At 39.3% G+C, this 26,602-nt stretch carries 23 protein-coding genes, 1 tRNA gene and 2 pseudogenes; 2 read left to right on the top strand and 24 right to left on the bottom strand.

The genetic code is table 11. The features are described 5' to 3' along the window. Positions 1-8: 8 nt before the first annotated feature. Positions 9-920: a PTS system mannose/fructose/sorbose family transporter subunit IID gene (locus FJR77_RS04645; RefSeq protein ID WP_000136859.1), complete on the top strand. Its 912-nt coding sequence runs from the start codon at positions 9-11 to the stop codon at positions 918-920. Between the two features lie 234 nt (positions 921-1,154). On the opposite strand, the gene FJR77_RS04650 is transcribed toward FJR77_RS04645, so the two are convergent. The 23 genes and pseudogenes from FJR77_RS04650 to FJR77_RS04780 all read right to left on the bottom strand — a co-directional run bounded on the left by FJR77_RS04650 (position 1,155) and on the right by FJR77_RS04780 (position 25,415). Continuing rightward, positions 1,155-1,574: a leucine-rich repeat domain-containing protein gene (locus FJR77_RS04650; RefSeq protein ID WP_223339927.1), complete on the bottom strand. Its 420-nt coding sequence runs from the start codon at positions 1,572-1,574 to the stop codon at positions 1,155-1,157. A gap of 338 nt (positions 1,575-1,912) precedes the next feature. Beyond that, complete coding sequence (locus FJR77_RS04655; protein WP_004238875.1) at positions 1,913-2,158, bottom strand: hypothetical protein; 246 nt, start codon at positions 2,156-2,158, stop codon at positions 1,913-1,915. Between the two features lie 166 nt (positions 2,159-2,324). Further along, complete coding sequence (locus FJR77_RS04660; RefSeq protein WP_000493216.1) at positions 2,325-2,903, bottom strand: DUF4230 domain-containing protein; 579 nt, start codon at positions 2,901-2,903, stop codon at positions 2,325-2,327. 261 nt (positions 2,904-3,164) lie between these two features. Next, positions 3,165-4,481 (bottom strand): ISL3 family transposase, encoded by a 1,317-nt coding sequence (locus FJR77_RS04665; protein WP_140860057.1) that lies wholly within the window; start codon positions 4,479-4,481, stop codon positions 3,165-3,167. Between the two features lie 138 nt (positions 4,482-4,619). After that, positions 4,620-5,954 (bottom strand): aminopeptidase C, encoded by a 1,335-nt coding sequence (gene pepC / locus FJR77_RS04670; RefSeq protein WP_140833292.1) that lies wholly within the window; start codon positions 5,952-5,954, stop codon positions 4,620-4,622. A 111-nt stretch (positions 5,955-6,065) separates the two neighbouring features. After that, entirely contained in the window at positions 6,066-6,788 is a 723-nt protein-coding gene (locus FJR77_RS04680; protein ID WP_140833290.1) for a pseudouridine synthase, read from the bottom strand. A gap of 267 nt (positions 6,789-7,055) precedes the next feature. Beyond that, complete coding sequence (locus FJR77_RS04690) at positions 7,056-7,286, bottom strand: GlsB/YeaQ/YmgE family stress response membrane protein (protein WP_000901572.1); 231 nt, start codon at positions 7,284-7,286, stop codon at positions 7,056-7,058. Between the two features lie 9 nt (positions 7,287-7,295). Beyond that, the gene (locus FJR77_RS04695) at positions 7,296-8,537 is read right to left on the bottom strand and encodes an aminopeptidase (RefSeq protein ID WP_140833288.1); all 1,242 of its coding nucleotides are present in this window, start codon (positions 8,535-8,537) and stop codon (positions 7,296-7,298) included. A gap of 21 nt (positions 8,538-8,558) precedes the next feature. Further along, a complete protein-coding gene (locus FJR77_RS04700) occupies positions 8,559-8,711 on the bottom strand; it encodes a hypothetical protein (protein WP_000776626.1) in 153 nt (50 codons plus the stop codon). 73 nt (positions 8,712-8,784) lie between these two features. Next, a complete protein-coding gene (locus tag FJR77_RS04705) occupies positions 8,785-10,647 on the bottom strand; it encodes a DUF262 domain-containing protein (protein WP_140833286.1) in 1,863 nt (620 codons plus the stop codon). Then, positions 10,641-11,951, bottom strand: a complete 1,311-nt coding sequence (locus FJR77_RS04710; protein WP_181146590.1) for a DUF262 domain-containing protein — start codon at positions 11,949-11,951, stop codon at positions 10,641-10,643. Before FJR77_RS04710 ends, FJR77_RS04705 begins: the two co-directional genes overlap by 7 nt. Before the next feature lie 7 nt (positions 11,952-11,958). Beyond that, positions 11,959-12,912 carry a helix-turn-helix transcriptional regulator gene (locus FJR77_RS04715; protein WP_042749966.1) on the bottom strand — a complete coding sequence of 318 codons (954 nt, stop codon included), beginning with the start codon at positions 12,910-12,912 and terminating at the stop codon, positions 11,959-11,961. Between the two features lie 107 nt (positions 12,913-13,019). After that, on the bottom strand, positions 13,020-13,544 hold the full coding sequence (locus FJR77_RS04720) for a DnaA ATPase domain-containing protein (RefSeq protein WP_140833282.1): 525 nt from the start codon (positions 13,542-13,544) through the stop codon (positions 13,020-13,022). An 87-nt stretch (positions 13,545-13,631) separates the two neighbouring features. Beyond that, on the bottom strand, positions 13,632-18,023 hold the full coding sequence (locus tag FJR77_RS04725) for a PolC-type DNA polymerase III (protein WP_140833280.1): 4,392 nt from the start codon (positions 18,021-18,023) through the stop codon (positions 13,632-13,634). A gap of 103 nt (positions 18,024-18,126) precedes the next feature. Next, the gene (gene fusA / locus FJR77_RS04730) at positions 18,127-20,208 is read right to left on the bottom strand and encodes an elongation factor G (protein ID WP_000090345.1); all 2,082 of its coding nucleotides are present in this window, start codon (positions 20,206-20,208) and stop codon (positions 18,127-18,129) included. A gap of 282 nt (positions 20,209-20,490) precedes the next feature. Then, complete coding sequence (gene rpsG / locus FJR77_RS04735; protein WP_000087873.1) at positions 20,491-20,961, bottom strand: 30S ribosomal protein S7; 471 nt, start codon at positions 20,959-20,961, stop codon at positions 20,491-20,493. 19 nt (positions 20,962-20,980) lie between these two features. Beyond that, positions 20,981-21,394, bottom strand: a complete 414-nt coding sequence (gene rpsL / locus FJR77_RS04740) for a 30S ribosomal protein S12 (RefSeq protein WP_001142332.1) — start codon at positions 21,392-21,394, stop codon at positions 20,981-20,983. 316 nt (positions 21,395-21,710) lie between these two features. Further along, positions 21,711-22,310: a response regulator transcription factor gene (locus tag FJR77_RS04755; protein ID WP_140833276.1), complete on the bottom strand. Its 600-nt coding sequence runs from the start codon at positions 22,308-22,310 to the stop codon at positions 21,711-21,713. Next, positions 22,311-23,408, bottom strand: a complete 1,098-nt coding sequence (locus FJR77_RS04760) for a sensor histidine kinase (protein WP_140833274.1) — start codon at positions 23,406-23,408, stop codon at positions 22,311-22,313. Continuing rightward, positions 23,408-24,145 (bottom strand): ABC transporter permease, encoded by a 738-nt coding sequence (locus tag FJR77_RS04765; protein ID WP_140833272.1) that lies wholly within the window; start codon positions 24,143-24,145, stop codon positions 23,408-23,410. Before FJR77_RS04765 ends, FJR77_RS04760 begins: the two co-directional genes overlap by 1 nt. Position 24,146: 1 nt before the next feature. Further along, positions 24,147-25,031, bottom strand: coding sequence for an ABC transporter ATP-binding protein (locus FJR77_RS04770; protein WP_140833270.1), 885 nt, complete (start codon positions 25,029-25,031; stop codon positions 24,147-24,149). Beyond that, positions 25,018-25,212: pseudogene (locus tag FJR77_RS04775) on the bottom strand (hypothetical protein). The gene FJR77_RS04770 and the pseudogene FJR77_RS04775 overlap by 14 nt, the downstream one beginning before the upstream one ends. Next, the gene (locus FJR77_RS04780; RefSeq protein WP_181146589.1) at positions 25,209-25,415 is read right to left on the bottom strand and encodes a hypothetical protein; all 207 of its coding nucleotides are present in this window, start codon (positions 25,413-25,415) and stop codon (positions 25,209-25,211) included. The pseudogene FJR77_RS04775 and the gene FJR77_RS04780 overlap by 4 nt, the downstream one beginning before the upstream one ends. Before the next feature lie 242 nt (positions 25,416-25,657). Here FJR77_RS04780 and FJR77_RS10215 point away from each other — a divergent pair. Beyond that, positions 25,658-26,380, top strand: a pseudogene (locus FJR77_RS10215) (IS630 transposase-related protein); the annotation flags it as partial. Between the two features lie 100 nt (positions 26,381-26,480). Here FJR77_RS10215 and FJR77_RS04795 read toward each other — a convergent pair. Next, positions 26,481-26,554 (bottom strand) — tRNA-Pro (locus FJR77_RS04795). Between the last annotated feature and the right edge of the window lie 48 nt (positions 26,555-26,602).

Raw genomic sequence — 26,602 nt, forward strand, 5'->3', positions numbered from 1 at the left:
GAACAATCATGACTGAAAAACTTCAATTATCAAAATCAGATCGTAAAAAAGTTTGGTGGCGTTCACAATTCCTTCAAGGTTCTTGGAACTACGAGCGTATGCAAAACTTGGGTTGGGCTTATTCATTGATCCCAGCTATCAAAAAATTGTACACTACTAAAGAAGACCAAGCTGCTGCTCTTGAGCGTCACCTTGAGTTCTTCAACACTCACCCATACGTAGCTGCTCCAATCATGGGGGTTACTCTTGCACTTGAAGAAGAACGTGCTAACGGTGTTGAAATCGACGACGCTGCTATCCAAGGGGTTAAAATCGGTATGATGGGACCTCTTGCTGGTATCGGTGACCCAGTATTCTGGTTTACAGTTCGTCCTATCCTTGGAGCTCTTGGTGCATCACTTGCTGCATCTGGTAACTTGGTTGGCCCACTTCTCTTCTTCTTCGGATGGAATGCGATCCGTATGGCCTTCCTATGGTACACACAAGAATTTGGTTACAAAGCTGGATCTGAAATCACTAAAGACATGTCTGGTGGTATCTTGAAAGACATCACTAAAGGAGCTTCTATCCTTGGTATGTTCATCCTTGCTGTTCTTGTACAACGTTGGGTATCGATCAACTTCACTGTTAACCTTCCTGGTAAACAATTGGCTGAAGGTGCCTACATCAACTTTCCAGAAGGACCTGTATCAGGTGCTGAATTGAAAGGTATCCTTGGTCAAGCACTTGGTGGATTGAGCTTAGACAAGATTCAACCACAAACTCTCCAAGGTCAGTTGAACTCATTGATTCCAGGATTGATGGGACTTCTCCTTACTTTCCTTTGCATGTGGTTGCTTAAGAAAAAAGTATCTCCAATTACAATCATCCTTGCTCTCTTTGCAGTAGGTATCGCAGCTCGTTTCTTCGGTATCATGTAATCTTGGTGAGAATGTACAAACAAAAAAAGAATCAGGTTTATCACCTGATTCTTTTGGCTCTTTGTCAAATAGTGTTGATGAAGAACCTAATGAAAAAAGAATCCAACAAAAATTGGACTACCTGTCTCCGGTTGAATACCGAAGACGGTAGCCCTAGGGTGTTTTTATTAAATTCTCACTTTTTGGGGTCAGTCCCTAAGCCTGATAGTAATTTTTTGTTCATACTATTCCCCTTTAGTCATTTACTACTTTAAGTTGCATTGCTTTAGCTACTTCTTCTGCCTTTGATCCCTTAGGTGTATGGATTTCTACATCTGGGTTACAGTTATCCACAAAATAGAAGTATTCTGTAATTTCTGTTACACTTGCTGGAATTGTAATAGATTTAATTGATGATGTCCCCCAAAATACTAATGTTCCAATACTCTTTGTTCCTTCTGGGAATACAACTGATTCTAATGAACTATCAGAGTTGAAAACATCATCTTCTACTGTTTCTATTGACTTACCAAAGTGGACATACTTTAACTTATTGTCAATCGTAAACGCACCTTTTCCAATATATCGTACTGTATCTGGTAAAACGATTGCCTCACAATGTTTCAAGTTCGCAAGACCACGTTCTCCAATTGCGATAACAGGTTTACCTTTAATTTCCTTTGGTACACGAACAACCTTATCGTCAGAAGTACAACTATAGATGACATAACCTTCTCCCCATAAATATACGCATGTTAATATATTAATATATTTAAGTATTTATAACTATAGTTCCTTAATTTTCCCAGTAAAAAAACGAAAGGCACCACAAGTTATTTATGTGTTTTCTTTAAACGATTCATGTACTTCTGTCGCAACTTCTCACCCGCCTTTAATTGCGGTTGCGATAGATTGAGGACCTAAATATGCATCCCCTGTTATTAGTTCATTTCTATTGTATTCTGATGTTGACCGAAAGTCAAATTTTTACCTTTCATCTAGAACACTAAAGTCTACTTTTGTTCAATTGCTGCAACGACAAGGTCACATGGAATAATATGTTCACTACCTGCCACTTCATGCGTTGATCTTCTTCCACTTTCATCTGATTCACCAAGTTCCATTGTAATAACCTTTACACCAGTTACTTTCCCACTCTCATCACGCAATACTTCTTTAATATTCTCTAAGAAATGGAATGTAACACCTTCATTGTGTGCATCTTTGATTTGTAGTGTAGCTTCTAGTATATTGTTCATATGGTCATCATTCTTTTGTTTTAGGTTTCAGCGCTTTTAATATAATGGATGTTGGCCTTTTTGTATACACTAAAATAGGGTTGGTGGAAAATTTCCATCAACCCTAAAAATTATAGAACCACACAAAACCCTGACCAGAGATGGCCAGGGTTTTGTATTTCAAAAATTATTCTGTAAATTCTATAGTTACTTTTACTTCAGAATCCATTGAAGAAAATATTGTTTTATAATAATTGATTGCAGATTCTTTAATTTCACTCTTAAATTTATCTAAATACTCTGCTTGTTTATCACTAGAAAGTTGGTTAGCGACCAATTTCCCAGTATCAATATCTTCTGTAGTTCCACTTAATAACTCTCCATGACTATCATATAAATCATAAGGATTATCTTTTGAAAGTTCAACACCAATTACTTCCAATTTTGGAACAATAACCTTATATTCTTTTTCGCTTATTTGTTCAACCTTTACACTACTTTTAATTCCAAATTTAGCTTTATAATTTAAAATTACTAATGCTGCTTTTTTAGAGAACGGCACATCAAACCCAAAAACTTGAGTTGTTTTTGTTTCAGAAATAATTTCATTAATTCCCGCATTCAAAAATACAACTTCATTCACTTTTTCAATACTTTCGATATTAATTGACGATTTGACTTCTGATTTATGTTCCTTAGGTAAGAAAAATAGCACTCCAATAGCTATAATAGCTATTAATACCACATTCAATAGTACACTAAACATATTAACTTTCTTCTTTAATATAGACAAGATAAAAAAACCTCACTTTAAATAATCTATCTAAATTTTACACATTCTAAAGAAAATAGTCAATATTTTTTCGTACTATCTTCTAAAATTAATTGTGCCTATTAAAAATGAAATTAGTTTGTTGCATTTGATTATATTTTTTGAACACCAAATCCATTTAAAATTGAGTGCTATTTTGAGCACTAAAAAAGGGCTCTTTGTCAAATAGTGTTGATGAAGAAATTTAGGAAGGAATTAAGCAACTAATTGTTGCTTAATTCCTTTTTGTTTTGGGCCAAACATTTTTGTTATTAAAATAATCCTATTTCTAAAATGGTAATAGTTTCTAAAGCCGTAGGCATTTCTTTTAAGCACTTTTATTTTATTGTTTATTCCTTCAATAGGGCCATTTGTTCTAGTTGGATACTCACAAGTATTTTGAATATATGGCAAGTAAGTCATAAGAGTCTTTAATACTCTTTTTAAACCAGGAGATAGGTCTAATTGCGTAGCTGCTTCAATCGTTTCCTTGAATTCTATATAATCTCTATCCTGTATACATTCACGAAGTGAATGTACAACCTCATAATCATTTTTAAGAGATGGATTTTTTTCTAAGATATAATCTACGATTCCTTTACTTGTTATGAAGCTTTCAAAAAGCTTATAACGATTATATTTATAGTTCTGAAGTTCATTAGAGTTCTTTAAAATTAACTTCCAATAATGTTTTAACTTTCGATATAATTTAGAGTCTTTATAGCGATGCTTATTCATGACACGTACCCGAGTTCGATTTAATTCTCTATTTAAGGCTTGTACGATATGAAAAGGATCAATGATAATTTTAGCGTTAGGAAACATTTCTTTTATTAATTGAATGTACGGTAAGTACATGTCGATGGAGATAGTTTTTACCTTTAATCTAGTCTTAGGCTCAAAACGATGAAAATACTTTTTCAAGCTGTAAGATTTTCTATCTCGTACAACATCGACCAGCTTGTGTGTAGTGCTATCACAAATAATGAATCTCATATTACTATCGGAAGATTTGACGGATTTAAATTCATCAAAACACAAATGCTCAGGTAAATCGTGTAATGGTTTAATCTTTAGTAAACGTGTTGTATCATCTATGATACGTCTTACCGTATGAACTGAAACATTTGTTTCTTTTGCGATATAGGTTTCAGATACTGTTTCACTTATTTTTGATTTAATTTCGTTTTTTAAGCGTTTAGAGATATGACAGTGTTTTTCTACGATTCGACTAGTGTCTGCGGTAAATGAAGAGCCGCATTCTCTACAGAGAAATCTCTGCTTGCGTAGATTTAAGTAGGCCGCTAGGCCTGAAACAGAACAGAGAGTGATACGAGATGTTTTCGTGCCGTTTTTAACGATATTATTATTTCGGCTAACACACCCACAAACGGTACAAAATTCTGGTTTATGCGTATAAGTAGCTGCATAAAATAAAGATTTTCTCTTTTTAAATATCTTCTCTTGAACTTTATTATCCCAAATAATGTTTTTATCTTTGATTTGTAGTGTAGCTTCTAGTATATTGTTCATATGGTCATCATCCTTTTGTTTTAGGTTTCAGCGCTTTTAATATAATGGATGTTGGCCTTTTTGTATACACTAAAATAGGGTTGGTGGAAAATTTCCATCAACCCTAAAAATTATAGAACCGTTCTTTTTATATCTCATTTATTCAGCCAAGGCTCCCATTGGATCCCATGGTGCAAGTACAATTGGTTCTGCTTCATAGGCAGCTTGTTCTTCGGCTGTCAGCAATTCTTTGCGAATAACGATTTGGTAAGTGTATTCGTCCATCCAAGCGTCTGAGGCAACAAAGTAACCATCGGTACCAACCTTGTCTCCCCAAGAGTTTTCAACCTTCCACTTGGTTGACTTCCCATTTTCGTCCAAGTCCACACCTGTCAAGACCATAGCGTGGGTCATTAAGCTTTCGCTGTAGTCCAGACGTCCAGCCTTGTCTTGAGTGAATTGAATATCCATGCTTGATTCAAAGTCATAAACATCTGTCGCAAGGATTCCAGCTTTACGATTGCTGAGCTGACCAACATCAGAACCAAACCAAACAGTCTCTCCTGCTTGCATTTGGGCAATCGCCAACTCTTTCAAGCGCTCCATTGGAACGTTGATGTAGCGAACTGCACGGCTACCAACCACATTCCCCAACATCTCAACTGTGTAAGATTTACCGTAAGGCTTGTCAGCGGTTGGAGCGTTGATAACAGAAACGTAATCTTCTAGTGGAAGATTGACATATTTCTTGTAAAATTCTTGTGGTGTAATGCCTTTTTCGCTTTGGTAGTTGTTATCCTTATCGCGATAAGCAAAGTCAAATTTACGTGGTGGAAGTCCTAAAGACATAGCAAGAAAATTAAAGATTTCTTGTAAGAGGTCTTCTTTCTTAGCTTGAACAGTCGCTTGATCTGCGCCTGAAGCAAGCAAGTCACGCAAGATTTGAGCATCTTGGCGAAGCAATTTGTTAAGGATTGCATTTAGCTCACGGCTGCTACTAGATGAAACAGACTCAGGGTAAACTGACTTGGGCACGACACCGTATTTCTCAAAGAGAGAAACGACCATATCCCATTGACCGCCATCTTGTTGTGGAGTTTGGAGTAGGAAGCTAACCTTGCGGCTTGTCAATTCTTGGTCTGCAGTCGCAATGACTTGCTCCAAGAACCAGTTTGATTTCTCATACTTGTCCCAGAAGAAGGTGTGGGCTTGTGACAGTTCAAAGTTTTCCAATTTGTATTGCGAGATGAGCTTGTGACGGAAGGTGTTAAGAGCTGCAAACATCCAGCAACGACCAGATGCTTTCTGGTTAGTTACCTTGTCCTTGGTCAAATCCAATGAGAAAACAGGTGTATTGTCTACATGGCTTTGACGGCGTTCTAGAGCTGCAAAAATCCCGTTGTGGCTAGCAGCATTTTCAATCGCTTGGTATTTGACATTTGCTTCATAGTTGGCAAATAGTTTATCAGTAAATGATTCTTGAATCGCGTTCATAGATTCCTCCTTTTATTCTACAGTCTATTATAACTCTTTTCACAAAGGAAGCAACTGAAAAACATAAAAGGCAAGGACATTATTCCTCACCTTTTTCGATTATAAACCAAATTAAGCAATGCTAGCAAGGAGAACTTCTAATTCCTCCTTAGTCAAGCGACGCCATTCTCCTCTTTGTAAATTCTCATCCAACACTAGAGTTCCCATAGTCAAACGTTGCAAGTCCACCACTTCCTTGCCACAGTAGGCCACCATACGCTTGACCTGATGAAACTTCCCTTCTGCAATGGTCACACGGATTTGGCTTTGATTCTTTTCTGTATCTACAGACACAAGCTCCAGTCTAGCGGGTTGACAGGTAAAGTCTTTGAGAGGAATACCCTCAGCAAATGTCTCCACATCTTCTTGGGTCATCATTCCCTTGACCTGAGCCAGATAAGTCTTGTCCACATGACGCTTGGGCGAAAGAAGAGCATGGGCAAGCTGGCCGTCATTAGTCAAGAGCAAAAGACCATGCGTATCGATATCCAAGCGCCCTACTGGGAAAACTTCCTTACTACGCGCCAAGTCATCCAACAAATCCAGAACGGTTCTGTGCTTGAGATCCTCAGTCGCTGAAATAACACCTTGGGGCTTGTTCATCATGTAATAGACAAACTCTTCATACTCCAACACTTGCCCATCAAAGCGAATCTCATCTATTTTTTCATCAATCTGCAATTTAGCTGATTTCTCTTTTTTACCATTTACCGTCACGCGCCCAGCCTTGAGCAAGTTTTTGACCTCAGTCCGGCTCCCCACAGCGCAGGCAACTAAAAATTTATCTAATCTCATAGAACTATTATATCATATCAAAAGGAGGCTGGTACAATGACCAACCTCCTTTTCGTTTCATACTCTTCAAAAATCTCTTCAAACCGCGTCAACGTCGCCTTGCCGTATATATGTTACTGACTTCGTCAGTTCTATCTGCAACCTCAAAACAGTGTTTTGAGCTGACTTCGTCAGTTCTATCTACAACCTCAAAACAGTGTTTTGAGCAACCTGCGGCTAGTTTCCTAGTTTGCTCTTTGATTTTCATTGAGTATCAGGTTTAAGAAATTAACTTCCTCGTCTCCAGAAAATCGCTAAGACAATCATGGAACCTAGTACTGCCGGAATAATAGCAGTTCCTGCTATTATCGGTCCCCAAGTTCCAAAAAGCAAATGGCCTATAAAGGCACCAATCCATCCGAGAAACATTTTTCCAAAACATCCCATTCGCTCTCCACGATTGGTCAGAGTACCTGCCAAGAATCCCACTAGGAGACCAACGAACATACTTCCTAACATATTATCTCCTTAATTTGCCCAATCTCCGTTACGGAAGAGTGGTACACGTGTCCCATCCTCACGGATACCATCGATATCCATTTGACTAGATCCAATCATAAAGTCCACGTGAACATCTGAACGGTTAAGCCCCGCAGCCTCAAGCTCCTCTTCACTCATCTCTGCTCCACCAACGACGCTAGTCGCATAGGCTGCACCGATAGCTAAGTGATTTGATGCATTTTCATCGAAAAGGGTGTTAAAGAAGGTAATGCCTGACTGAGAAATTGGGCTTGGATCTGGTACCAAGGCACATTCACCTAGGGCACGCGCACCCGCATTTTCAAAGACAAGGTCTTTCATGACTTGATCACCCTTCTCAGCAGTGATATCTACGATTTGTCCATCCTTAAAGGTTACCTTAATACCTTCAATGATATTTCCGTTATAGCTAAGCGGTTTTGTAGAAGTGACATAACCATCTGCGCGACGGAAGTCAGGCGCTGTGAAGACTTCCTCTGTCGGCATATTTGGCAAGAATTCTTCGCCCTGTGCATTGATAGCACCAGCTGATTCCCAAACGTGGTTCTTCGGCAAGCCAAGGGTCAAATCGGTCCCCGGTGCTGTGTAGTGAAGGGCTGAAAATTGTTCTTTATTGAGCATATCAGCTTTACTCTTAAGGATAGCTGCATGCTCTTCCCAAGCCTTAACAGGATCTGCTTCGTAGACACGGCAAGTTTTGAAAATTTGGTCCCAAAGGAGATCGACTGCTTCTTCGTCGCTCGCAGCATTTGGAAAGACTTTCTTAGCCCACTCAAGTCCAGCAGCGGCTGCTACAGTCCAGCTAACCTTGTTGGATTGAGTTGCGATTCGCATTGGCTTCATCGCAAGTCCCATAGCTTTAGCAGAAGCTGATAGCTTGTCAGCATCCACTCCGTTCAAGGCACCTGGATCAGATGAACGAACTCCAAGACGGCTAGCTTTGTTCTCCAAGAGATAGTTCATCTCAGCAATCTTGTATTCTGGCACATTGTCCAGACGCTCCATCGGCGCATGGAGGAATTTCTCACGGTTAATGACATCATCTGTCCACTGAACGATAACCTCATGCGCACCCAAGGCATAGGCTTCTTTGACGATTAGGTGAGCTAACTCACGTTGCTCCACATCGATAGAGAGAGCCAAGGTATGACCAGGTTGCACATTGATTCCGTTTGCAACCAAAAGCTTAGCGTATTTTTCTAGATTTTCTTTAAAATTTGGTAAAACCATGTAATTTTCTCTTTTCTATTTTTATTTTTCTTTCAAAGCAGAGAATAATCCTGCTAAAGCAATGGCACCTGACAAGAGTGCTGTTGATAGAAGAATTGTCTGATCAGCAAGTTCTAATTGATATTCAAATACCTTCTCAGCCGGCTTATCTTCCGCAAAAATTCTTAGTTTCATGAAATATCCTCCCTTACTAGTATATCACATATATTGGTATTTTAAAAAACAAGCTTACTGAAGCTTGTTTTAATTAGCTATTACAAAAATTTTGTACATATCTTTCCACTTCTTTTTCCATAGATTGAATCTCACCAATATCCCATCTATTTTTTTTAGAAGTTATCTCTGCCATCATCTGTAATTTTAAACTCTGGCGATGGAATATATCTTCTTTTTCCCATTGTTTTAATTTAGCTTCTGGATAGGAGTTGCCAAACCTGGAGTTCTGACTATCGGTAATAATACAAAGGTTGCCAAAGGAATGTAAAAACTCAGCAGGTAATTGGCTCTCTCCATCATGTCCATTTGGATTCTGAGGATACCAATGTTCTACGGAGCGACGATAAGCAAATTTAAAATCTTTAAACTCAATATCGTAATCTTTCTTCAATTCTTCACGATTTTTCCATAAAACATAATCTACAAAGTTAAAAGCGTAAACAGGAATTGCCCCATATTTTTTGATACTTTTATCTTCGGTAAACAATCTTTCCTCAGCATATCTCACTGCCATTTTTTCAAGAAAATCCTTAAACTGACTAGCAAATTCTGTTTGATTTAGCTCTTCAATATGGTTAAAGAGGAATTGCAAGATTTCATATAACCAACGACTGTCACGATTAGCAGTAAAGGTCACAGCAAACATGGATTGGAGGAGAATAATGTTTTTGTTTAAATTGTCAAAAGTATTGTTTTGATAATTAATTCGAACATATTTCCATCCTCTATTTTCATTTCGTTGATATGTCTCATACTGACCTCGTTTGATTTGCCATTCGGTTTCATTTTCTAATTGGACACTTTTTACGATAAACGTATCAAATATATGCTTCATAGTCAGAAGTAGTTGCCCAAATTGTTGGACCCATTCTCTATCTCGTCGTTCAATTTCAAAAATTTTCAATAATTTTTTATCATCAAATGTAGTTTCATCATTTCCTTCCATGATGAAAAAAACTTGAAGCAAAAATGTTGGAAAATCAATTACAGTCGTATAATTTGAAATATCTACTCCATTATTTACTAAGCTACTACTTTCATATTTTGTCTGAATAATTGCATCTAGTAAACTTCGTTGCTCAATTTTTTTTACTCTTATTTTCTCAAATACACTTTCCAATTTGAAGTTAGTAAATTCTTTACCAAAAATTTTCTCCCCCTCTTCATCAGAATTGTTTGGTCTACTTCGGATTTGAAAAGTTTTTATTACCGGCTTATCAAATTCTGCACAGGCGTCCCAAATTCTCGCAAATTTTTGTGCCATTTCTTGATCTTCACCAAATTTAGACATCATTTGTGCCTTAAGAATCTCATGAGCCTCTAGTTGTTCTCCTCGAGAGTTGAAACGTTCGAAATAAAGATTCAAATCTAAATCTTCAGGAAGTATACTCCGAAAAATGATGACCTTATCAAAAAGATAATCAACGAAAGACTGAGGATTAAGCTGGCGCTCCTCTAGCACTTTTTTCAATGCGTCTCTAGCATGTCTGTAGCCTCTAGTCAGCTCATTTTCATCTCCCTCTAAAATTTTTTTCTTGGCAAATAGATCTTGAATATTCTTATTTGATTTCTTCCTAGCTGGAAAGGTAAGCTTGACAGCTTTCAATCTATCAAAACCAAACTCATGCTTCAAAGCTAAGGCAATCAAATTAAGGGCTGTTGTTCGTTGTTGCCCATCTATGATTTTGAAAAGGTCATTCTCTTTATTAACGACTAATGTTCCAATATAGTAATTGTAATTATCTCTATTTTCTTGAAAAGCATCTGCTACGTCGTTCAATAACTGTTCAATTTCATCATAAGTCCAAGCAAAATTTCTCTGATAAAGAGGAATAGCATAGGTATCTTCATTTAACAAACGATTAACTGATAAGCTTATATGTGTTTCTACCATTTATCTTTTTCCTCTTCTATAATCTTGTCCACAGTATAATTTTCAAATAATTCTCTATCTATCTTGATCATGAAATCATTCGGAGTAACAGCATGGGATAAAAGTTGAAATAGCTTTTGAGCCTCTTTTTGTCTAAAACTTCCACCAGCGGCGTATTTCCCTACCGTTGCATCATATATAGCTTTAGACTTAACTCGAGGGTAATAAGACCAAATAAACAAGGTCTCTACTATCTCCTTTGATAGCTCCTCTTTTCCAAATCTATCTGCGAAAAGCGAGCAAATATTTAGGAATATATTGTGACACTTGAGGTAGCGTCCTTTTGAGCTATTGTAAATGTTTAACATACCTTCTGGGTAAGCCAAATTTTGTTCTTCCTTCTCTGACTCATTAGAGAATCCTAACTTTTTATTTAAAAATTTTTTATGAACTCTAATAGTTTCATGAGCAGATTCAATATACTCAAAAAATTTACTTCCATCAATGATTGGCATAGTAATGGACATAGGGAGCTTTTCAATATGACGATACCATTCTAAGTATGGAAAGTTCTGATTCAAATCAACGCCTTTAAAATCGTCAATAAAATCCTCTGTAAAACGGAGATAAGATCCATAACGCTTGTTTGTCAATCCTGTCTCTCCTCGCGACCAACGTCTCATACGAAAAAGATGTTTATCAAATAACTCTTTGAGACTTAAATCTTTATCTTCTACAAATTGCTCCCACTTTTCCACAATTCTTTCATCTTCGGAATCTTGCTTGCGAAGATGATAGGCTTTGAGCAAATCATGAGGTTCTAAAGATTTTCCACGATTATTCTGAGAATCAAATAACTGAAAGGCTTCAGATAATCGTTTCTTTGGCATAGTAATCACGGAGACAGAACAATTTTCCAATAAAAAATTGCAAATATCTTTTGCCTCATTTTCGCCAACCAATTGAGTCAAATTTTCCCACTCATTATAATTTTCACTCGCATGATAGCAAGATAGCTCTTCAAATACAGCAGCACTCAGCAGTTGCTTAGCACCCTTATAATTCTCTAATCTATCTAATAAATGAAGAAACAAGGAAATTGAAATTAGCCGTTGCTGTCCATCGACAATATCATATCCATCATTTTCATGTAAGATAACGGAACCAATCTGATATTCCTTTTTCCCCATAGCATCTCGTAAATCATAAAAAAGATTACGGATATGTTTTCTGTTCCATTTATAAGGTCTTTGATAAGAAGGAATCCGCAAATTCCCTTCTTTCAATAGTTCTCCAACCTTTTTAGAAGTAAATTGAATAGTCATTTTATCCTCATCTATTATATTTATCTAGCATTTCTTGAACTGTTTGCTTCATATCCTCCACTAAAATCCGAGGAGACAAAACAGTAACTGCTTCCCCTTGCCCCAACAACCAGCGTTTAAGCCCCGGTGTATGCTGACTCTCAAACTTAAAATGAGTCCAGTCGCCATTTTTCCCAACTGTTTTTGCATTTGGAAATTGATCCATCACAATCGTCGGATCGTACAAATACTCGATTTCAATACTGATTTTCTTCCCGATAAAAGCATCTACTCTCTCGTTACGAATGTCGCCATCTCTAAATTTATCTCGATAAGAAATAGAGGGTTTCTCTATATCACTAAGAGACCATGACTCGATACGGTCTACTCTTAAAGTAATATAAGTAGCATGTTTCAACTGGTAGACAACTAGATAGAAATAATGACTATCATAATAAAGAGAGACTGGCAAAACAGTCTGCCTCTTAGAAGATTCAGAATAAGGTTTTTGATAGATAATATCTAGAACCTGTTCATGCAAAATAGCTTCTGATAAATTCCAAATTTTCTCTATTCTATTTTGTTGATCCGTTAAGGGAGCATAGTTCAGCTTTTCACTTCCAATAATCTGCTCGATTTCTTTCCGATCATCACGGGGAACTAAGACCAGTAAATTATGTAGTAAACTAGCAATTTCTGGTCTATTCAGTGCTCGATTTTCCAATAAAATCTTTGAAATAACGAGAATATCCTTTTTATTAAAAACTGACTTACTTGCTAAACAATACTTATTCGTTTTACGGTTATAAAGCAAATCTCCACTATAACTGGTGTGACTAGATAAAATATCACGGAGTAGCGAAAAATCTCTCTGTATCGTCTTTTCACTAACCTCAAATTCCTGAGCCAGTTGCTTTTTTCCTAACGGAGTCCCAAACTGTAAACGTAAAAAAATCGTTAGCAGTCTCTCTTGATCATTCATTTCCAGTCCTTCTACATATTATTCAAACAATACTATTTCCAGTACATTATTATCACTTCTATAGTCTAACTAGCACTTTATATTCAAAACGATTAAAGCAAAATAAACTAGCCCTTAGATGATTTCAACTGTACCACTATGCCAGATTCGAAGAACTCAACTACGGATTCAGGCATATTTTTTAAGTCTTCGGGTAAGCAGTCTGAATATACAATGAAGAGTTTGTTTCTTTTCTTACTCTCTTTGAATCGCTGCATCCAGTATTCCTGTACCCTTTGATCAGCCTCTCCCAAAAATTGAACTCCATTCAGAAAAAGCCAATCATACTCTGTATACTCCATTTGCAGTTTTATCCATTGACTATCTTTAGAAGAAATCAAATTATCTCTCACTCGATAATATGCAAGTGATGCTATTGGAGTAGCAGGTTTTATTTTAGTTAACGTATAATAAAACAAATGCCATCTATCAGTCTCTGAAATACCGCAAATGTAAATACATTGAGAATCTTCTTTTAAGTCTATTTGTGGGAATCCGGTCCAATCATTCCCATCATCTTTCAAGCCTTTTTCAAAATTATAAATTTCCTCTTCAATTGACACATTAGAATTTAAAATTTCTTGATTCACCATATTATACTCTCTTTTCTATTATTTTTAAGAGAATTATAACAAATCAAGTGGACATATTTTGTCCACTTGATCAAAATAAGCAATTTTTTAAAACAATTCATCAAACAAACTCAACTGGTTATCCTCTGGCATATTGCCGAGGATGCCCATTTCGTCCATCTTTTCAACCAAGGTTGATGAAAGCCCTCCACGCTTACGCAATTCTGTTTTAGAAAGAAATTCTCCTTCTTCACGTGCTCGTACCAACTGCTTGGCAACGTTCTCTCCCAGACCATCCATAGCAACAAATGGCGGAATGAGGGTATCCCCATCGATGAGGAACTCTGTCGCCTGACTACGGTAGAGGTCTAATTTGCCAAACTTGAAACCACGTTCCCACATTTCATTGACGATTTCAAGAGTTGTATAGAGGTCAATTTCCACATTAGAGGCCTCATTGTTCTTCCGTTTTTCAGCGATTTCTTCCATTCTGCGTTTGATGGCCTCCAAGCCCGCACCCATGGTCTTGATATCAAAAGCCTTAGCACGGATTGAGAAGTAAGCACAGTAGTAATAAATAGGATGGTGAACCTTGAAGTAGGCCACACGCAAGGCCATCATAACGTAGGCTGCCGCGTGGGCTTTAGGGAACATGTACTTAATTTTCCCACAGGACTCGATATACCACTCTGGCACCTTATTGGCCTTCATTGCTTCGATATAGCCATTTCGCTCCTCTTCGGAAATCTTGAGCCACAATCCCTTACGTACCCGTTCCATGATGGTAAAGGCCATCTTAGGTTCGAGACCAGCATGCATGAGGTAAACCATGATGTCGTCCCGACAACCGATAACGGTTGATAGGTCCGCAATTCCCTGTTTAATCAAATCTTGGGCATTGCCCAGCCAAACGTCGGTACCGTGGGACAATCCAGACAACTGTAGCAACTCAGCAAAGGTCGTCGGATGGGTTTCATCGACCATCCCACGCACAAAGTTGGTTCCAAACTCTGGAATCCCCAACATACCCGTAGGCGTTCCGATTTGCTCAGGTGTTACCCCAAGTACATCAGTACCAGAAAAGAGAGCCATCACACCTTCGTCATCCATAGGGATTTCATTAGGATCAATCCCAGACAAATCCTGAAGTTTCCGAATCATGGTCGGATCATCATGTCCCAGTACATCTAGTTTAAGGACATTTTCATCGATATCGTGGAAGTTAAAGTGAGTGGTCTGCCATTCAGCCGTCACATCATCCGCTGGATACTGGACAGGCGTAAAATCGTAGACATCCATGTAGTTCGGAATAACAACGATTCCCCCTGGGTGTTGTCCAGTTGTTCGTTTAACCCCAGTAGCTCCCTGGGCTAAACGCTCCACCTCTGCAGCACGATAAAATTTCCCATAATCTCTCTCGTAACCCTTGACAAAGCCATAGGCTATCTTAGCTTTCACCGCACCTACCGTTCCTGCACGGAAGGCATATTCCTCACCAAAGATATCACGCACATCCAAGTGGGCACTAGGCTGATCTTCACCCGAAAAGTTCAAGTCAATATCGGGTACCTTATCCCCATCAAAACCAAGGAAAGTCTCGAAAGGAATATCCTGTCCGTTTTTGCTGAGTTTGTGACCACATTTAGGACAGTCCTTATTGGGCATATCAAAACCTGAACCATAAGAACCATCTGTGATAAACTCACTGTACTGACACTGACCACAGACATAGTGAGGAGAGAGAGGATTGACCTCTGTAATCCCAATCATGGTCGCAACGAAACTAGATCCTACAGACCCACGAGAACCAACCAAGTAACCCCGTTCATTGGAACGTTGAACCAGCATCTGCGATGCCAGATAAATCACAGCAAATCCATTCCCCAGAATAGAGGTTAGTTCTTTTTCAATCCGCAAATCAACGATATCTGGCAGCGGATTTCCATAAATCTCAAAAGCTTTCTTATAGGTCAGCTCGGCAACTGTTTCTTCAGCCTTGTCGATGAAAGGCGTATACAAGTCACCCTTAACAACCTCAACAGGTTCAAAGATATCTGCCAAGGCATTGGTGTTTTCAATAACCAATTTACGTGCCAGTTCCTCTCCCAAGAAGGCAAATTCATCCAACATTTCATTGGTTGTTCGAAAATGAGCCTTTGGCAAAGGAGCTGGTTTGGCATGTTCTCCATGACCGATAGTTCGGTTAATCATAGCCCCCTGTCCCAAACTACGGACGATAATTTCACGATAAATCTCTTCTTCAGGTTCGATATAGTGGACATTTCCCGTAGCCAAAACGGGCTTGCCAAGACGGTCTCCAACCTCTATCAAACTTTTGATAATGGTCTGGAGTTCCTCCATATCCTTGACCTGTTCCTTGGCAATCAAGGGAGCATAGATAGCTGGTGGCATGACCTCGATAAAGTCATAATACTTGGCCACCTCAACCGCCGCATCCACACCTTGGGAAACGACTGCATCAAAAACTTCACCTTCAGAGCAAGCTGAACCTAAAATCAAACCTTCCCGATGGGCATCTAGAACCGTTCTCGGAATCCGTGGCACCCCTTCAAAATACTTGGTATTAGACAAGGAAACCAGCTTAAAGATATTTTTTAGTCCTACTTGATTCTTGACATAAATGGTCGCATGCTTGATCCTAGCTTTTTTATAAGAATCTGGACTAATCAAATCAATGTTAAGTCTAGCTAGATCGGTCACACCATGTTTCTCTGCCACTTCTTTGATAAAGATGAAAAGCAGACGACCAGTCGCTTCCGCATCGTAGTTGGCCATGTGGTGATGTTCCAAAGCCACACCAAAACGCTTAGTCAAAGGTCCCAAACCATGACGTTTATATTCAGGATAGAGATTTCTAGCAAACTCCAGCGTATCAATAACTGGTTGACTAATCTTTGGCAGACCATGACGCTCATAATTGGCATTCATAAAGCCAACATCAAAGGTCGCATTGTGAGCGACTAGGACCGTATCTTTGCAAAATTCTTGGAATTCTTGCAAAACTTGTTCTAGTGGTTTGGCATTTTTGACATGATCATCTGTAATTCCAGTCAACTCAGTAGTAAAGGCTGATAATGGATGCCCTGGATTGATAAATTCATCAAATTCGGCAATAACATTCCCCTTGTACGTCTTAGAGGCCGCAACCTGAATCAAGTCATTATAGATGGCTGATAGACCCGTCGTTTCCACGTCAAAGACCACATAGGTTGCTTCTGACAAGTCCAGCTCCACTTCGTTATAGACGATAGGGACACGATCCTCCACGATATTGGCTTCCATTCCATAGATTAGCTGGATTCCCGCTTTCTTAGCAGCCTTATAGCCGTGTGGGAAGGATTGAACATTTCCATGGTCCGTGATGGCAACTGCCTTGTGTCCCCATTTAGCAGCTGTCGCAACGATTTCTTCAACCTCTGGTAGAGCATCCATAGTCGACATATTAGTATGAGCATGAAACTCAACCCGACGCTCACCCTCTGGCATCAAATCCTTCCGCTCATAGTGAACAACTTCCTGCACATCCTGCACGTTCATAGTCAAATCGCGTGTGAAGTTATTCATCTCCACATTCCCACGAACTCGGAGCCAAGAATTTTTCTTAATTAGATCAAATTTCTGAGCCTCTTCCTCGTTCTTAACCCACTTTTGCATAGAAAAACTGGAAGTGTAGTCTGTCATTTTAAAGTTGATCAAAACACGCCCTGTTCTGGTCACTTTTTGCTCCACATCAAAAACAACCCCTTCAAAGACCAGACGATTTTCCTCCGTCGTCACTTCGATCATAGGAGTAATCTCCGCCTTGTCCAGCTTGGGTTTAGCTGCAGCTTTTTTGGCTTGAAAATCAAAGGCTGGTTTCTCTTCTGCTGGAGGTGGCGCCATCTGTTCTAGTTGTTCCATAGCACGGAGCGCTTCCTCATTGGCCACTTGAACAATCTGCTCATTTTCAGTATGAAAGGCCTCTTCCTGCTCTTGGGTCAGCACATCATTTTTCTCTACTTGACAATTAAAAGTTGGAAAGCCAAACTTCTCAAGTTGTTTAGCTAAATTAGGAAGGTGATTTTTCTTAAAGTGTTCCTTATCAATCGCCTCAGATCCTTCAATAAAGAGTTGATTGCCCTCCGCACGAACTCGCAAATTCTGATAAAGGGACTTAAAACCTTGACTAGCACATGGCCCCTCAGAAAAAGCCTCTCTATAGTAGGACTGCAAGAGTTGATTTGAAAATTCTTGAGACAGAGTCTTGATGTCGAAAACAGCTTTATTGCCTGTCTTAGAAAATTCTTCGCTCAAACCTTTCTTTAATTCTAAAAAGATTTCAATCGGTAAAATATTAGAAAATACGAAATGAAACTCCCATACCTTACTAATTTTATGAACCACAACTCGCTCAATATCACCCTGTTCTAAAGCAGAAGCCTGTCTCATTTCAGCAGGCATCCCCAGTTGATTCATCAAAATTTCAAAACTGTTTGACATTCATTTTCCTCACATTATTCTCCTACTATTTTACCATATTTAGAGGTATTTTCTAAAGACAAAAGGAAGCCACTAAGTGACTTCCTTCTAGAGTGAGGACAGATTAGTCTTCACCTTTGTTTTTCTTAATGATTTCTTCTTGTACTGACTTAGGTACATCTTCATAGTGGTCAAATACCATCATGAATGTACCACGTCCTTGAGATGCAGAACGAAGAACTGTTGCGTAACCGAACATTTCAGCAAGTGGAACGTAAGCACGAACGATTTGGCTGTTACCGTGTGCTTCCATACCATCAACACGTCCACGACGAGCAGTTACGTGACCCATAACATCACCAAGGTTTTCTTCTGGAACAGTGATTGTTACAAGCATCATTGGCTCAAGGATAGCTGGTTGTGCTGATTTAGCAGCTTCTTTAAGGGCAAGTGAAGCTGCAATCTTGAAGGCAGTTTCAGATGAGTCGACATCGTGGTATGAACCGTCGTAAAGCTTAGCTTTAACGTCAACCATTGGGTAACCTGCAAGAACACCGTTAGCCATAGATTCTACCAAACCTTTTTCAACCGCTGGGATAAATTCACGAGGAACCACACCACCGACGATTGCGTTTTCGAATTCGAATCCTTTACCTTCTTCGTTTGGAGTAAATTCAATCCATACATCACCGAATTGACCTTTACCACCAGACTGACGTTTGAAGAATCCACGTGCTTGAGTAGAAGCGCGGAATGTTTCACGGTAAGATACTTGAGGAGCACCTACGTTCGCTTCAACTTTGAACTCACGACGCATACGGTCAACAAGGACGTCAAGGTGAAGCTCACCCATACCAGAGATAACTGTTTCACCAGTTTCAACGTTTGTTTCAACGCGGAATGTTGGATCTTCTTCAGCCAATTTTTGAAGGGCGATACCCATCTTATCTTGGTCTGCTTTAGATTTTGGCTCAACCATCAATTGGATAACTGGTTCTGGAACATTGATTGACTCAAGGATGATTTTAGCTTTTTCATCTGTCAATGAGTCACCAGTTGTAGTATCTTTCAAACCAACGGCAGCAGCGATATCACCTGAGTAAACAGTGTCGATTTCTTGACGGCTGTTAGCGTGCATTTGAAGGATACGTCCGATACGTTCACGTTTACCTTTAGAAGTGTTCAATACGTATGAACCTGATTGAAGCACACCTGAGTAAACACGGAAGAATGTCAAACGACCTACGAATGGGTCAGTCATGATCTTGAAGGCAAGAGCTGCAAATGGCTCTTCGTCAGAGGCTGGACGAGTTTCTTCAGCGTCTGTATCTGGGTTAATACCTTTGATAGCTGGGATATCAAGTGGGCTTGGAAGGTAGTCAATAACTGCATCAAGCATCAATTGAACACCTTTGTTTTTGAAAGCTGAACCACACAATACTGGGAAGAATTCAACGTTGATAGTAGCTTTACGGATACCAGCTTTCAATTCTTCGTTAGTGATTTCTTCACCTTCGAGGTATTTCATCATCAATTCTTCGTCAGTTTCAGCAACTGCTTCGATCAATTTTTCACGGTATTCTTGAGCTTGGTCAAGGTATTCAGCTGGGATGTCTTCTTCAAGGATATCTGTACCAAGGTCGTTCGTATAGATTTCAGCTTTCATCTTGATCAAGTCGATGATACCACGGAAGTCATCCTCAGAACCGATTGGCAATTGGATTGGGTGTGCATTTGCTTGAAGACGATCGTGAAGTGTGCTTACAGAGTAAAGGAAGTCAGCACCGATTTTGTCCATTTTGTTGGCAAATACGATACGTGGAACTCCGTACTCAGTCGCTTGACGCCAAACTGTTTCAGTTTGAGGCTCAACACCTGATTGTGAGTCAAGAACGGTAACCGCACCATCCAATACACGAAGAGAACGTTGTACTTCGATTGTGAAGTCCACGTGTCCTGGTGTGTCGATGATGTTTACGCGGTGGTTGTTCCATTGAGCTGTTGTCGCAGCAGATGTGATAGTAATACCACGCTCTTGCTCTTGCTCCATCCAGTCCATTTGTGACGCACCTTCGTGAGTTTCACCGATTTTGTGGATTTTACCAGTGTAGTAAAGAATACGCTCAGTAGTTGTTGTTTTACCGGCATCGACGTGAGCCATGATACCGATATTACGAGTTTTTTCAAGTGAAAATTCGCGTGCCATGAGGTTTGTTTCTCCTATTTATTTTTGATTTCTATTCTATTATAACATGATTTTAATAAAAACGGATAGGCAGGACCTACCCGTTCTCAATGTTTTCATGCTACTGTTGGTTTCAACCTGTAGATTTACAAGTTAAATTGAACTCGGGCTAAAAGGCCAAGTTAGTTGAGTTGAGCTCAAGCTAAAAGTCTGGAGAAAAAGATGAATCTCATTGGTTGCAATCGCAACCTGCTTTGATTCCCTATTTTCTCTGGGACTTTCTTAACGCTTTCGCATCCTATATTACCAACGGAAGTGTGCAAATGCACGGTTAGCTTCAGCCATACGGTGAGTGTCTTCACGTTTCTTAACAGCTGCACCAGTGTTGTTAGCAGCATCCAAGATTTCTTTTGCAAGACGGTCTTGCATTGTGTGCTCACCACGAAGACGAGCGATTGTTACCAACCAACGAAGTCCAAGTGTTGTACGACGTTCTGGACGAACTTCAACTGGGACTTGGTAGTTAGAACCACCAACACGACGTGCACGTACTTCAAGTACAGGCATGATGTTTTCCATAGCTGTTTCAAATACTTCAAGTGCATCGTTTCCAGTAGCTTCTTTGATTTGCTCAAAGGCACCGTAAACGATTGAAGCAGCTGTACCACGTTTACCATCAAGCATAACGCGGTTGATAAGACGAGTAACTAGTTGTGAATTGTAAAGCGGATCTGGCAATACGTCACGTTTTGGAGCTCTATTTTTACGACTCATTTCTCTTTATCCCCTTTCCTTATGCTTTTGGACGTTTAGTACCGTATTTAGAACGGCCTTGTTTACGATCGTTAACACCTGCAGTATCAAGTGCACCACGGACGATATGGTAACGTACCCCTGGAAGGTCTTTTACACGTCCACCACGAAGAAGAACCACGCTGTGCTCTTGCAAGTTGTGTCCGATACCTGGGATGTAGGCAGTAACTTCGATAAGGTTGCTCAAACGTACACGAGCGAATTTACGAAGGGCTGAGTTAGGTTTTTTAGGTGTCATTGTTCCAACACGAGTTGCAACACCACGTTTTTGTGGTGAAGAAACGTTTGTTTGAACTTTTTTATGACTGTTGTAACCAACGTTCAAAGCTGGTGATTTAGATTTTTCTACTTTTGATTTACGCGGTTTGCGAACCAATTGGTTAATTGTAGGCATCTACATTCTCCTGTGTTTTTTTTTATTTTTGGTGATGATACACTTGGTGACAGCTATCATCTGTGTGTACTTTTGCAACATTTGTCAGCACGTCCCTGTACACTCTTGAGAGACCAAAAGTAAAAAGTACCGTCTATTATTGTAACAAATTTTTCCCTTGGTTGTCAAGATATTTTTCTTTTTTATTCTTAATTTTAGCTCTTTTGTAGTGCTCCCCCAAAAAAGAAAAAGGAGGAATCCCCCCTCTCCTAAAGTTAGTATTGTTCCATTCAATCCCATCAACTTTAGCATATAATGTTCAAAAAATATTATATCATCACAACCAACCAGATTCTTTCGCGATATTAGCTGCCTCTGTTCGATTACCTGCATCTAGTTTTGAAAGAATATTGGTGACATAGTTTCGAATGGTTCCGTTGGATAGATAAAGTTTGTCTGCAATTTCTTGATTAGATAAACCCTGAGCGATTCCCTTTAAAACTGCGATTTCTTGCTCTGTTAATGGATTGGGATGCGTCATCACCACTTCCATCAATTCAGGCGAATACTCCTTGCGTCCCTCTAGGACGGTGTGCAAGGTTTGCATGAGGTCTGCAATGTTTCTTTCTTTTAATACATAAGCATCTACTCCAGCCTTGACCGCACGTTCAAAATACCCAGGACGCTTGAAGGTCGTCACTACAACCACCCTTGTTTCAAGCTTTTCTGCTCGTATCCATTCCAAGACTTCAAGACCTGTCTTAACAGGCATTTCGACGTCAAGGATGGCAATATCTACTACTTCTTTCCCCAAAACCTCAATAGCTTCAGCTCCATTTTTCGCCTGCAAGACGGTCTCCACATCAGGTTGAAGAGTGAGCAATTGACACATGGCGTCTCTAAGCATACTTTGATCTTCTGCGACTAATACTTTCATCTACTTTCTCTCCTTATAAGGCAGATGCACGCGCACATCTGTGGGATCTTTCAAACTGACCAGCTCTACTTGACCTGAGAAGGCTGTTGCACGATCACGGACTGTATGAAGTTCATTTCCTTTTACAGTTGCAAATCCTTTCCCGTCATCTCTAACTGTCAGGACCAATTCCTGATCTGTACGTTCCAGTTTTAGGTAGGCTTTTTCAGCTCTGGCATGCTTGATGATATTGGTCGCCAGTTCTAACAAAACCATAGCAGCCGTCGACTCCACATCCTGAGTCAAACTAGCCTTGTCCAATTGATTGTCAACTTGAACCTCAATGCCAGCAATTTCCAGCATCTTCTTAACAGTCTCAAGCTCTGATGCTAGGGTCCGTGATTTCAGATTTTCCACGATGGTTCGTACTTCATTCATGGAATCCTTGCTGATCTGGTGAATTTCTTTTAATTCCTTTTCCACCTGTGGATATGCCTCCATCTGAAACAACTGCAAGGCTAAATCTGTCTTGACACTCAGCATAGCAAAGGTGTGTCCCAAACTATCATGCAAATCTTGACCGATACGACTGCGTTCATTTTCAGCAAGCAATAGATTTATCTGGGCATTTTGCTTAGCCTGTGCTTCTTTCAAATCCTCCACAATCCGAATCCGAACCAAGCCAAAAGTCATTAAATCGACAAAAGCAAGAATTACAAGTAGATAGAATAGAAACTCAACTTCGATTCTCTGAAAAATCAACAGTTGCCCCACAACAAGGACTTGAGCAAGGAGAAAAGTCCAGACATGTAAAGACTTTAAACCACCTACGCTGAAATGATAACTTAAGAGATTGGATAGGAAAAAGAAAAACCAGATATAATTAACAGCAACAAAGGCAGTATTCCCAACTACATAGACCAGCATGATGCCCCAGAAAAGCCAAGATAGGCGCTGATTCTTAGTTGTTAAAACACCCAAATACGCCACTACAAATAGAATATCAATCAATAAATGCCAGACAGGAAGCCACCCAGTCACTACAGGTAGGATGGGGAAAATCATAAAAATTAAACTGACCCAGAACATATAATGTATGCTTTTCAGTCTTTCAAGCATTAAGCATTCTCCTTATGACCTTGAAGGTAAATGGTCAAACCAAACAAAACTGCTGAAAAAACAAGTAGATAAACTGTGGCTGATAAATTGATGCCACCCTCGTTTAAGAAGGTCTTGAGCAGCTCCATCAACTGATAGCTTGGTAGACGCTTCCCGATTGCTTGCATCCAGTCTGGAAATAAAGAGACAGGCATCCAGAGTCCGCCTAAAACAGCCAAGCCAAAGTAAAGAAGATTGCCCACGACAGACATCAGCTGACTGGACGGCAAGAGAGTCAGGGTTAAGCCAAGTGCTACAAAGGCAACACTTCCTACTATCAGCAAGAACGCAGCCCCAATCCAGTTTCCAAGAGACATATCCACACCTCTTACAAAATGCCCAACTGAGAAAACAACCAGAATTGAGACCAAATAATCAACCATCATACTTGTTATCTTTGATAGATAATATTCTACCATATTTACAGGGCTATGACGTATTATTTTCTGCCAATTGTTGATCTTGTCGGTATGTAAAACAACTGGGAATGAAAAGATAGCTGTTGACATCATGGAAAAGGCTGTCATGGAGATGAGGTAGTCGCGCATAAAATTAGCCGGTCCACCTGGTGTTTCCTGGTACATGCCTGAAAAGAATAAATAGAAGGCTGTCGGCATCCCTACTGATAATAAATAATAGACTAGTTGCCGTTTGGTCAATAGAAATTCTATTTTATTTAATGCGATCCATCGTTTCATCTTAGTCATCTCCCTTCTGTGTTTCTTCAAAGATTGTATCTAGCAAACTACGGTTATTAACTTCGATTTCTTGTATGCTACATCCTGCTTGAACTAACAGTTGCCAAAAAGCATTTGCCTCTCGTGTGACTACTTGCAGAGCATCTTGTTTTTGTACCCAGTTTTCAACCAAGTTAGACTGCTCAACAATTTCCTTGTATGCTAGAGGAAGGATAAAATGCTTTTCAATCTCCTCACTACGCATAGCTAGAGGCGTCGTATCACGAATCAACTCTCCCTTATTTAAAACCAAAATCCGGTCAGCTGTATGTTCTACCTCTTCGATGTAATGGGACGAATAGAGAATGGTAACTCCCTTAGCTTTTAGCTCCTGAACAATTTCCCAAAAGCGTTGACGGGTTGAAGTATCCATGGCAGCAGTCGGCTCATCTAAAAAGACTAGCTTTGGTCGGCCAATCAAGGTCAAGACAAAAGAGAAGAGACGCTTTTGCCCACCTGACAATTTTTCTGCAAATTGCTCTTTCTGTTGCTTGTCAAACTGCAATAGTTGATCAATCTCCTGATTATTCAAGGGATTTGGATAAATACTTTGAAAGAAAGAAATCAACTCTTTGACCTTTAATTTCTGAACGATGACATTTTCTTGAGGCAGGTAGCCTCTAATATAGTCTAACTGAGAACTCGTCACTGGCAAGCCTTGGATGGATACTTGACCACTTGTGACCAGTTTATCTCCAAGCAAACAGTCCAAGAGTGTGGTCTTTCCAGCACCATTGGGCCCAATCAAGGCGACGCATTCACCTTCTGCCACTTCAAAGGAAATACCTTTCAATATAGCCTTGCTCTTGATGCTTTTATTTAGGCTTTCTACCTTAATCATGTTCATGATATTCTCCTTTCAGCCACTCCTTTCCCACCGGAAAGGCGATAAAAATCATAAATCCTAATCCCCAGGCACCGCGAATAGCTTGGTGCAGGAAGGCTTGATCAAACTAACCTGTAAACATTTCTACCAACCATACCACTAGTGATAGTCCAATAAAAAGATAGAGAATCGCTTTTTTCATTTTTCAAACTCCTTTTTCACATCTGAGACCAATTTCAAACCTTCTCGGATCAACCAAGACATGATTCCAAAACCTGCAAATAGCTCCCAAGGAAAATGATAGAAGCCTTCATCCAATCCTGAAAACATGAAATAAGTCATGACTCCTGCTGCTACTAAACTCATTGCGACAATTACTTTATCTTTCATTTTTTCTTCCTCCATTTCATACTTCAATTATAGTCTTTTGAAGTTAGCGGAGCTAGAAGCTTCTGTCACTAGAAAATATGACAAATGTCATAAAAGATTCTGTTCAAAGCAAGCAAAATACACTATACAATAAAACATGAGGTGGAAAAGAATCTATAGTTATTTCCTTCAAAGTGATAGAAAATTTAAACTATAATATAAACTAATACTCATTTATAGTTTCTTAGTTTTAAATAAGCATATTACAATAAAACTCTGCATATAGTACAGATTTTAAACAAGGAGCATTAGATTACATTAAAGAGGGATACAGCCATGTCGAAGCAACTAAAGTTTTTGATGTTGGCGTCAGAACTCTCTTCACGTGGGAAAAGAAAGACGCGAACAAGGACACTTAGAGCGGAGAAAGCGAGTCGTCAAAAAGCGGAAGATTACTTTAGAGGAATTGAAAGCCTTTGTAGAGGCTCATCCAGACACTTTTTTACGGGAAATTGTGGCACATTTTAATTGTGCTGTTCCTTCAGTATGGGCAGCTTTAAAGCAGTTTCATGTCGCTTTAAAAAAAGACGACTAGCTTTAAGGAACAAAATCCAGAGAAAGTCGATGAGTTTCTTTATATTTTGAATATCCTAAAAGATTTACCAGTCGTATATATTAATGAAACAGGAATCGACTGCTACCTCTATCGTCCTTATGCACGGGCTCCTAGAGGGGAGAAAGTCTATGAAAAGATTAGCGGACTTCAATTGTTGCAGGACAAGTAGACGGAGAGTTTATATCTCCTATGATTTACAAGGAAAGTACGATGAGTGGTTTCTTTGTGGAGTGGTTCAAAACGCAACTACTACCTCTTTTGAAGAGCCCTCATGTCATTGTCATGGACAATGCTAGTTTTCATCCTAAAAAAGAAAGTGACGGATTTATCAAGGGAAGTACCAAATCTTTTTGAATGTTTGAAACGCTTTTTTAAAACTAAATGACTATAGAATGAATTACTGAAATTCAAAAAAGAGAGAACCAAAATGATTCTCTCTTAATTTTAAAAATAAAAAAGATACACATAGGTATCTCTTTAATGAATCGGGAAGACAGGATTCGAACCTGCGACACCTTGGTCCCAAACCAAGTACTCTACCAAGCTGAGCTACTTCCCGAGTTAAATAGAAAAATGCACCCTAGAGGAGTCGAACCTCTAACCGCCT

Source organism: Streptococcus shenyangsis, assembly GCF_006385785.1.
Classification (GTDB): Bacteria; Bacillota; Bacilli; order Lactobacillales; family Streptococcaceae; genus Streptococcus; species Streptococcus shenyangsis.

What these genes read in the sequence shown, in the direction of transcription:
- FJR77_RS04660 (WP_000493216.1), bottom strand. Translation starts at nt 2,903, where the DNA reads ATGTTTAGTGTACTATTGAATGTGGTATTAATAGCTATTATAGCTATT.
- FJR77_RS04690 (WP_000901572.1), bottom strand. Translation starts at nt 7,286, where the DNA reads ATGTTAGGAAGTATGTTCGTTGGTCTCCTAGTGGGATTCTTGGCAGGT.
- FJR77_RS04725 (WP_140833280.1), bottom strand. Translation starts at nt 18,023, where the DNA reads ATGTCAAACAGTTTTGAAATTTTGATGAATCAACTGGGGATGCCTGCT.
- FJR77_RS04755 (WP_140833276.1), bottom strand. Translation starts at nt 22,310, where the DNA reads ATGAAAGTATTAGTCGCAGAAGATCAAAGTATGCTTAGAGACGCCATG.
- FJR77_RS04760 (WP_140833274.1), bottom strand. Translation starts at nt 23,408, where the DNA reads ATGCTTGAAAGACTGAAAAGCATACATTATATGTTCTGGGTCAGTTTA.
- FJR77_RS04680 (WP_140833290.1), bottom strand. Translation starts at nt 6,788, where the DNA reads ATGAGATTAGATAAATTTTTAGTTGCCTGCGCTGTGGGGAGCCGGACT.
- FJR77_RS04720 (WP_140833282.1), bottom strand. Translation starts at nt 13,544, where the DNA reads ATGGTGAATCAAGAAATTTTAAATTCTAATGTGTCAATTGAAGAGGAA.
- FJR77_RS04645 (WP_000136859.1), top strand. Translation starts at nt 9, where the DNA reads ATGACTGAAAAACTTCAATTATCAAAATCAGATCGTAAAAAAGTTTGG.
- FJR77_RS04655 (WP_004238875.1), bottom strand. Translation starts at nt 2,158, where the DNA reads ATGAACAATATACTAGAAGCTACACTACAAATCAAAGATGCACACAAT.
- pepC (WP_140833292.1), bottom strand. Translation starts at nt 5,954, where the DNA reads ATGAACGCGATTCAAGAATCATTTACTGATAAACTATTTGCCAACTAT.
- FJR77_RS04770 (WP_140833270.1), bottom strand. Translation starts at nt 25,031, where the DNA reads ATGAACATGATTAAGGTAGAAAGCCTAAATAAAAGCATCAAGAGCAAG.
- FJR77_RS04695 (WP_140833288.1), bottom strand. Translation starts at nt 8,537, where the DNA reads ATGGTTTTACCAAATTTTAAAGAAAATCTAGAAAAATACGCTAAGCTT.
- FJR77_RS04780 (WP_181146589.1), bottom strand. Translation starts at nt 25,415, where the DNA reads ATGGAGGAAGAAAAAATGAAAGATAAAGTAATTGTCGCAATGAGTTTA.
- rpsL (WP_001142332.1), bottom strand. Translation starts at nt 21,394, where the DNA reads ATGCCTACAATTAACCAATTGGTTCGCAAACCGCGTAAATCAAAAGTA.
- FJR77_RS04710 (WP_181146590.1), bottom strand. Translation starts at nt 11,951, where the DNA reads ATGACTATTCAATTTACTTCTAAAAAGGTTGGAGAACTATTGAAAGAA.
- FJR77_RS04715 (WP_042749966.1), bottom strand. Translation starts at nt 12,912, where the DNA reads ATGAATGATCAAGAGAGACTGCTAACGATTTTTTTACGTTTACAGTTT.
- fusA (WP_000090345.1), bottom strand. Translation starts at nt 20,208, where the DNA reads ATGGCACGCGAATTTTCACTTGAAAAAACTCGTAATATCGGTATCATG.
- rpsG (WP_000087873.1), bottom strand. Translation starts at nt 20,961, where the DNA reads ATGAGTCGTAAAAATAGAGCTCCAAAACGTGACGTATTGCCAGATCCG.
- FJR77_RS04700 (WP_000776626.1), bottom strand. Translation starts at nt 8,711, where the DNA reads ATGAAACTAAGAATTTTTGCGGAAGATAAGCCGGCTGAGAAGGTATTT.
- FJR77_RS04705 (WP_140833286.1), bottom strand. Translation starts at nt 10,647, where the DNA reads ATGGTAGAAACACATATAAGCTTATCAGTTAATCGTTTGTTAAATGAA.
- FJR77_RS04765 (WP_140833272.1), bottom strand. Translation starts at nt 24,145, where the DNA reads ATGAAACGATGGATCGCATTAAATAAAATAGAATTTCTATTGACCAAA.
- FJR77_RS04665 (WP_140860057.1), bottom strand. Translation starts at nt 4,481, where the DNA reads ATGAACAATATACTAGAAGCTACACTACAAATCAAAGATAAAAACATT.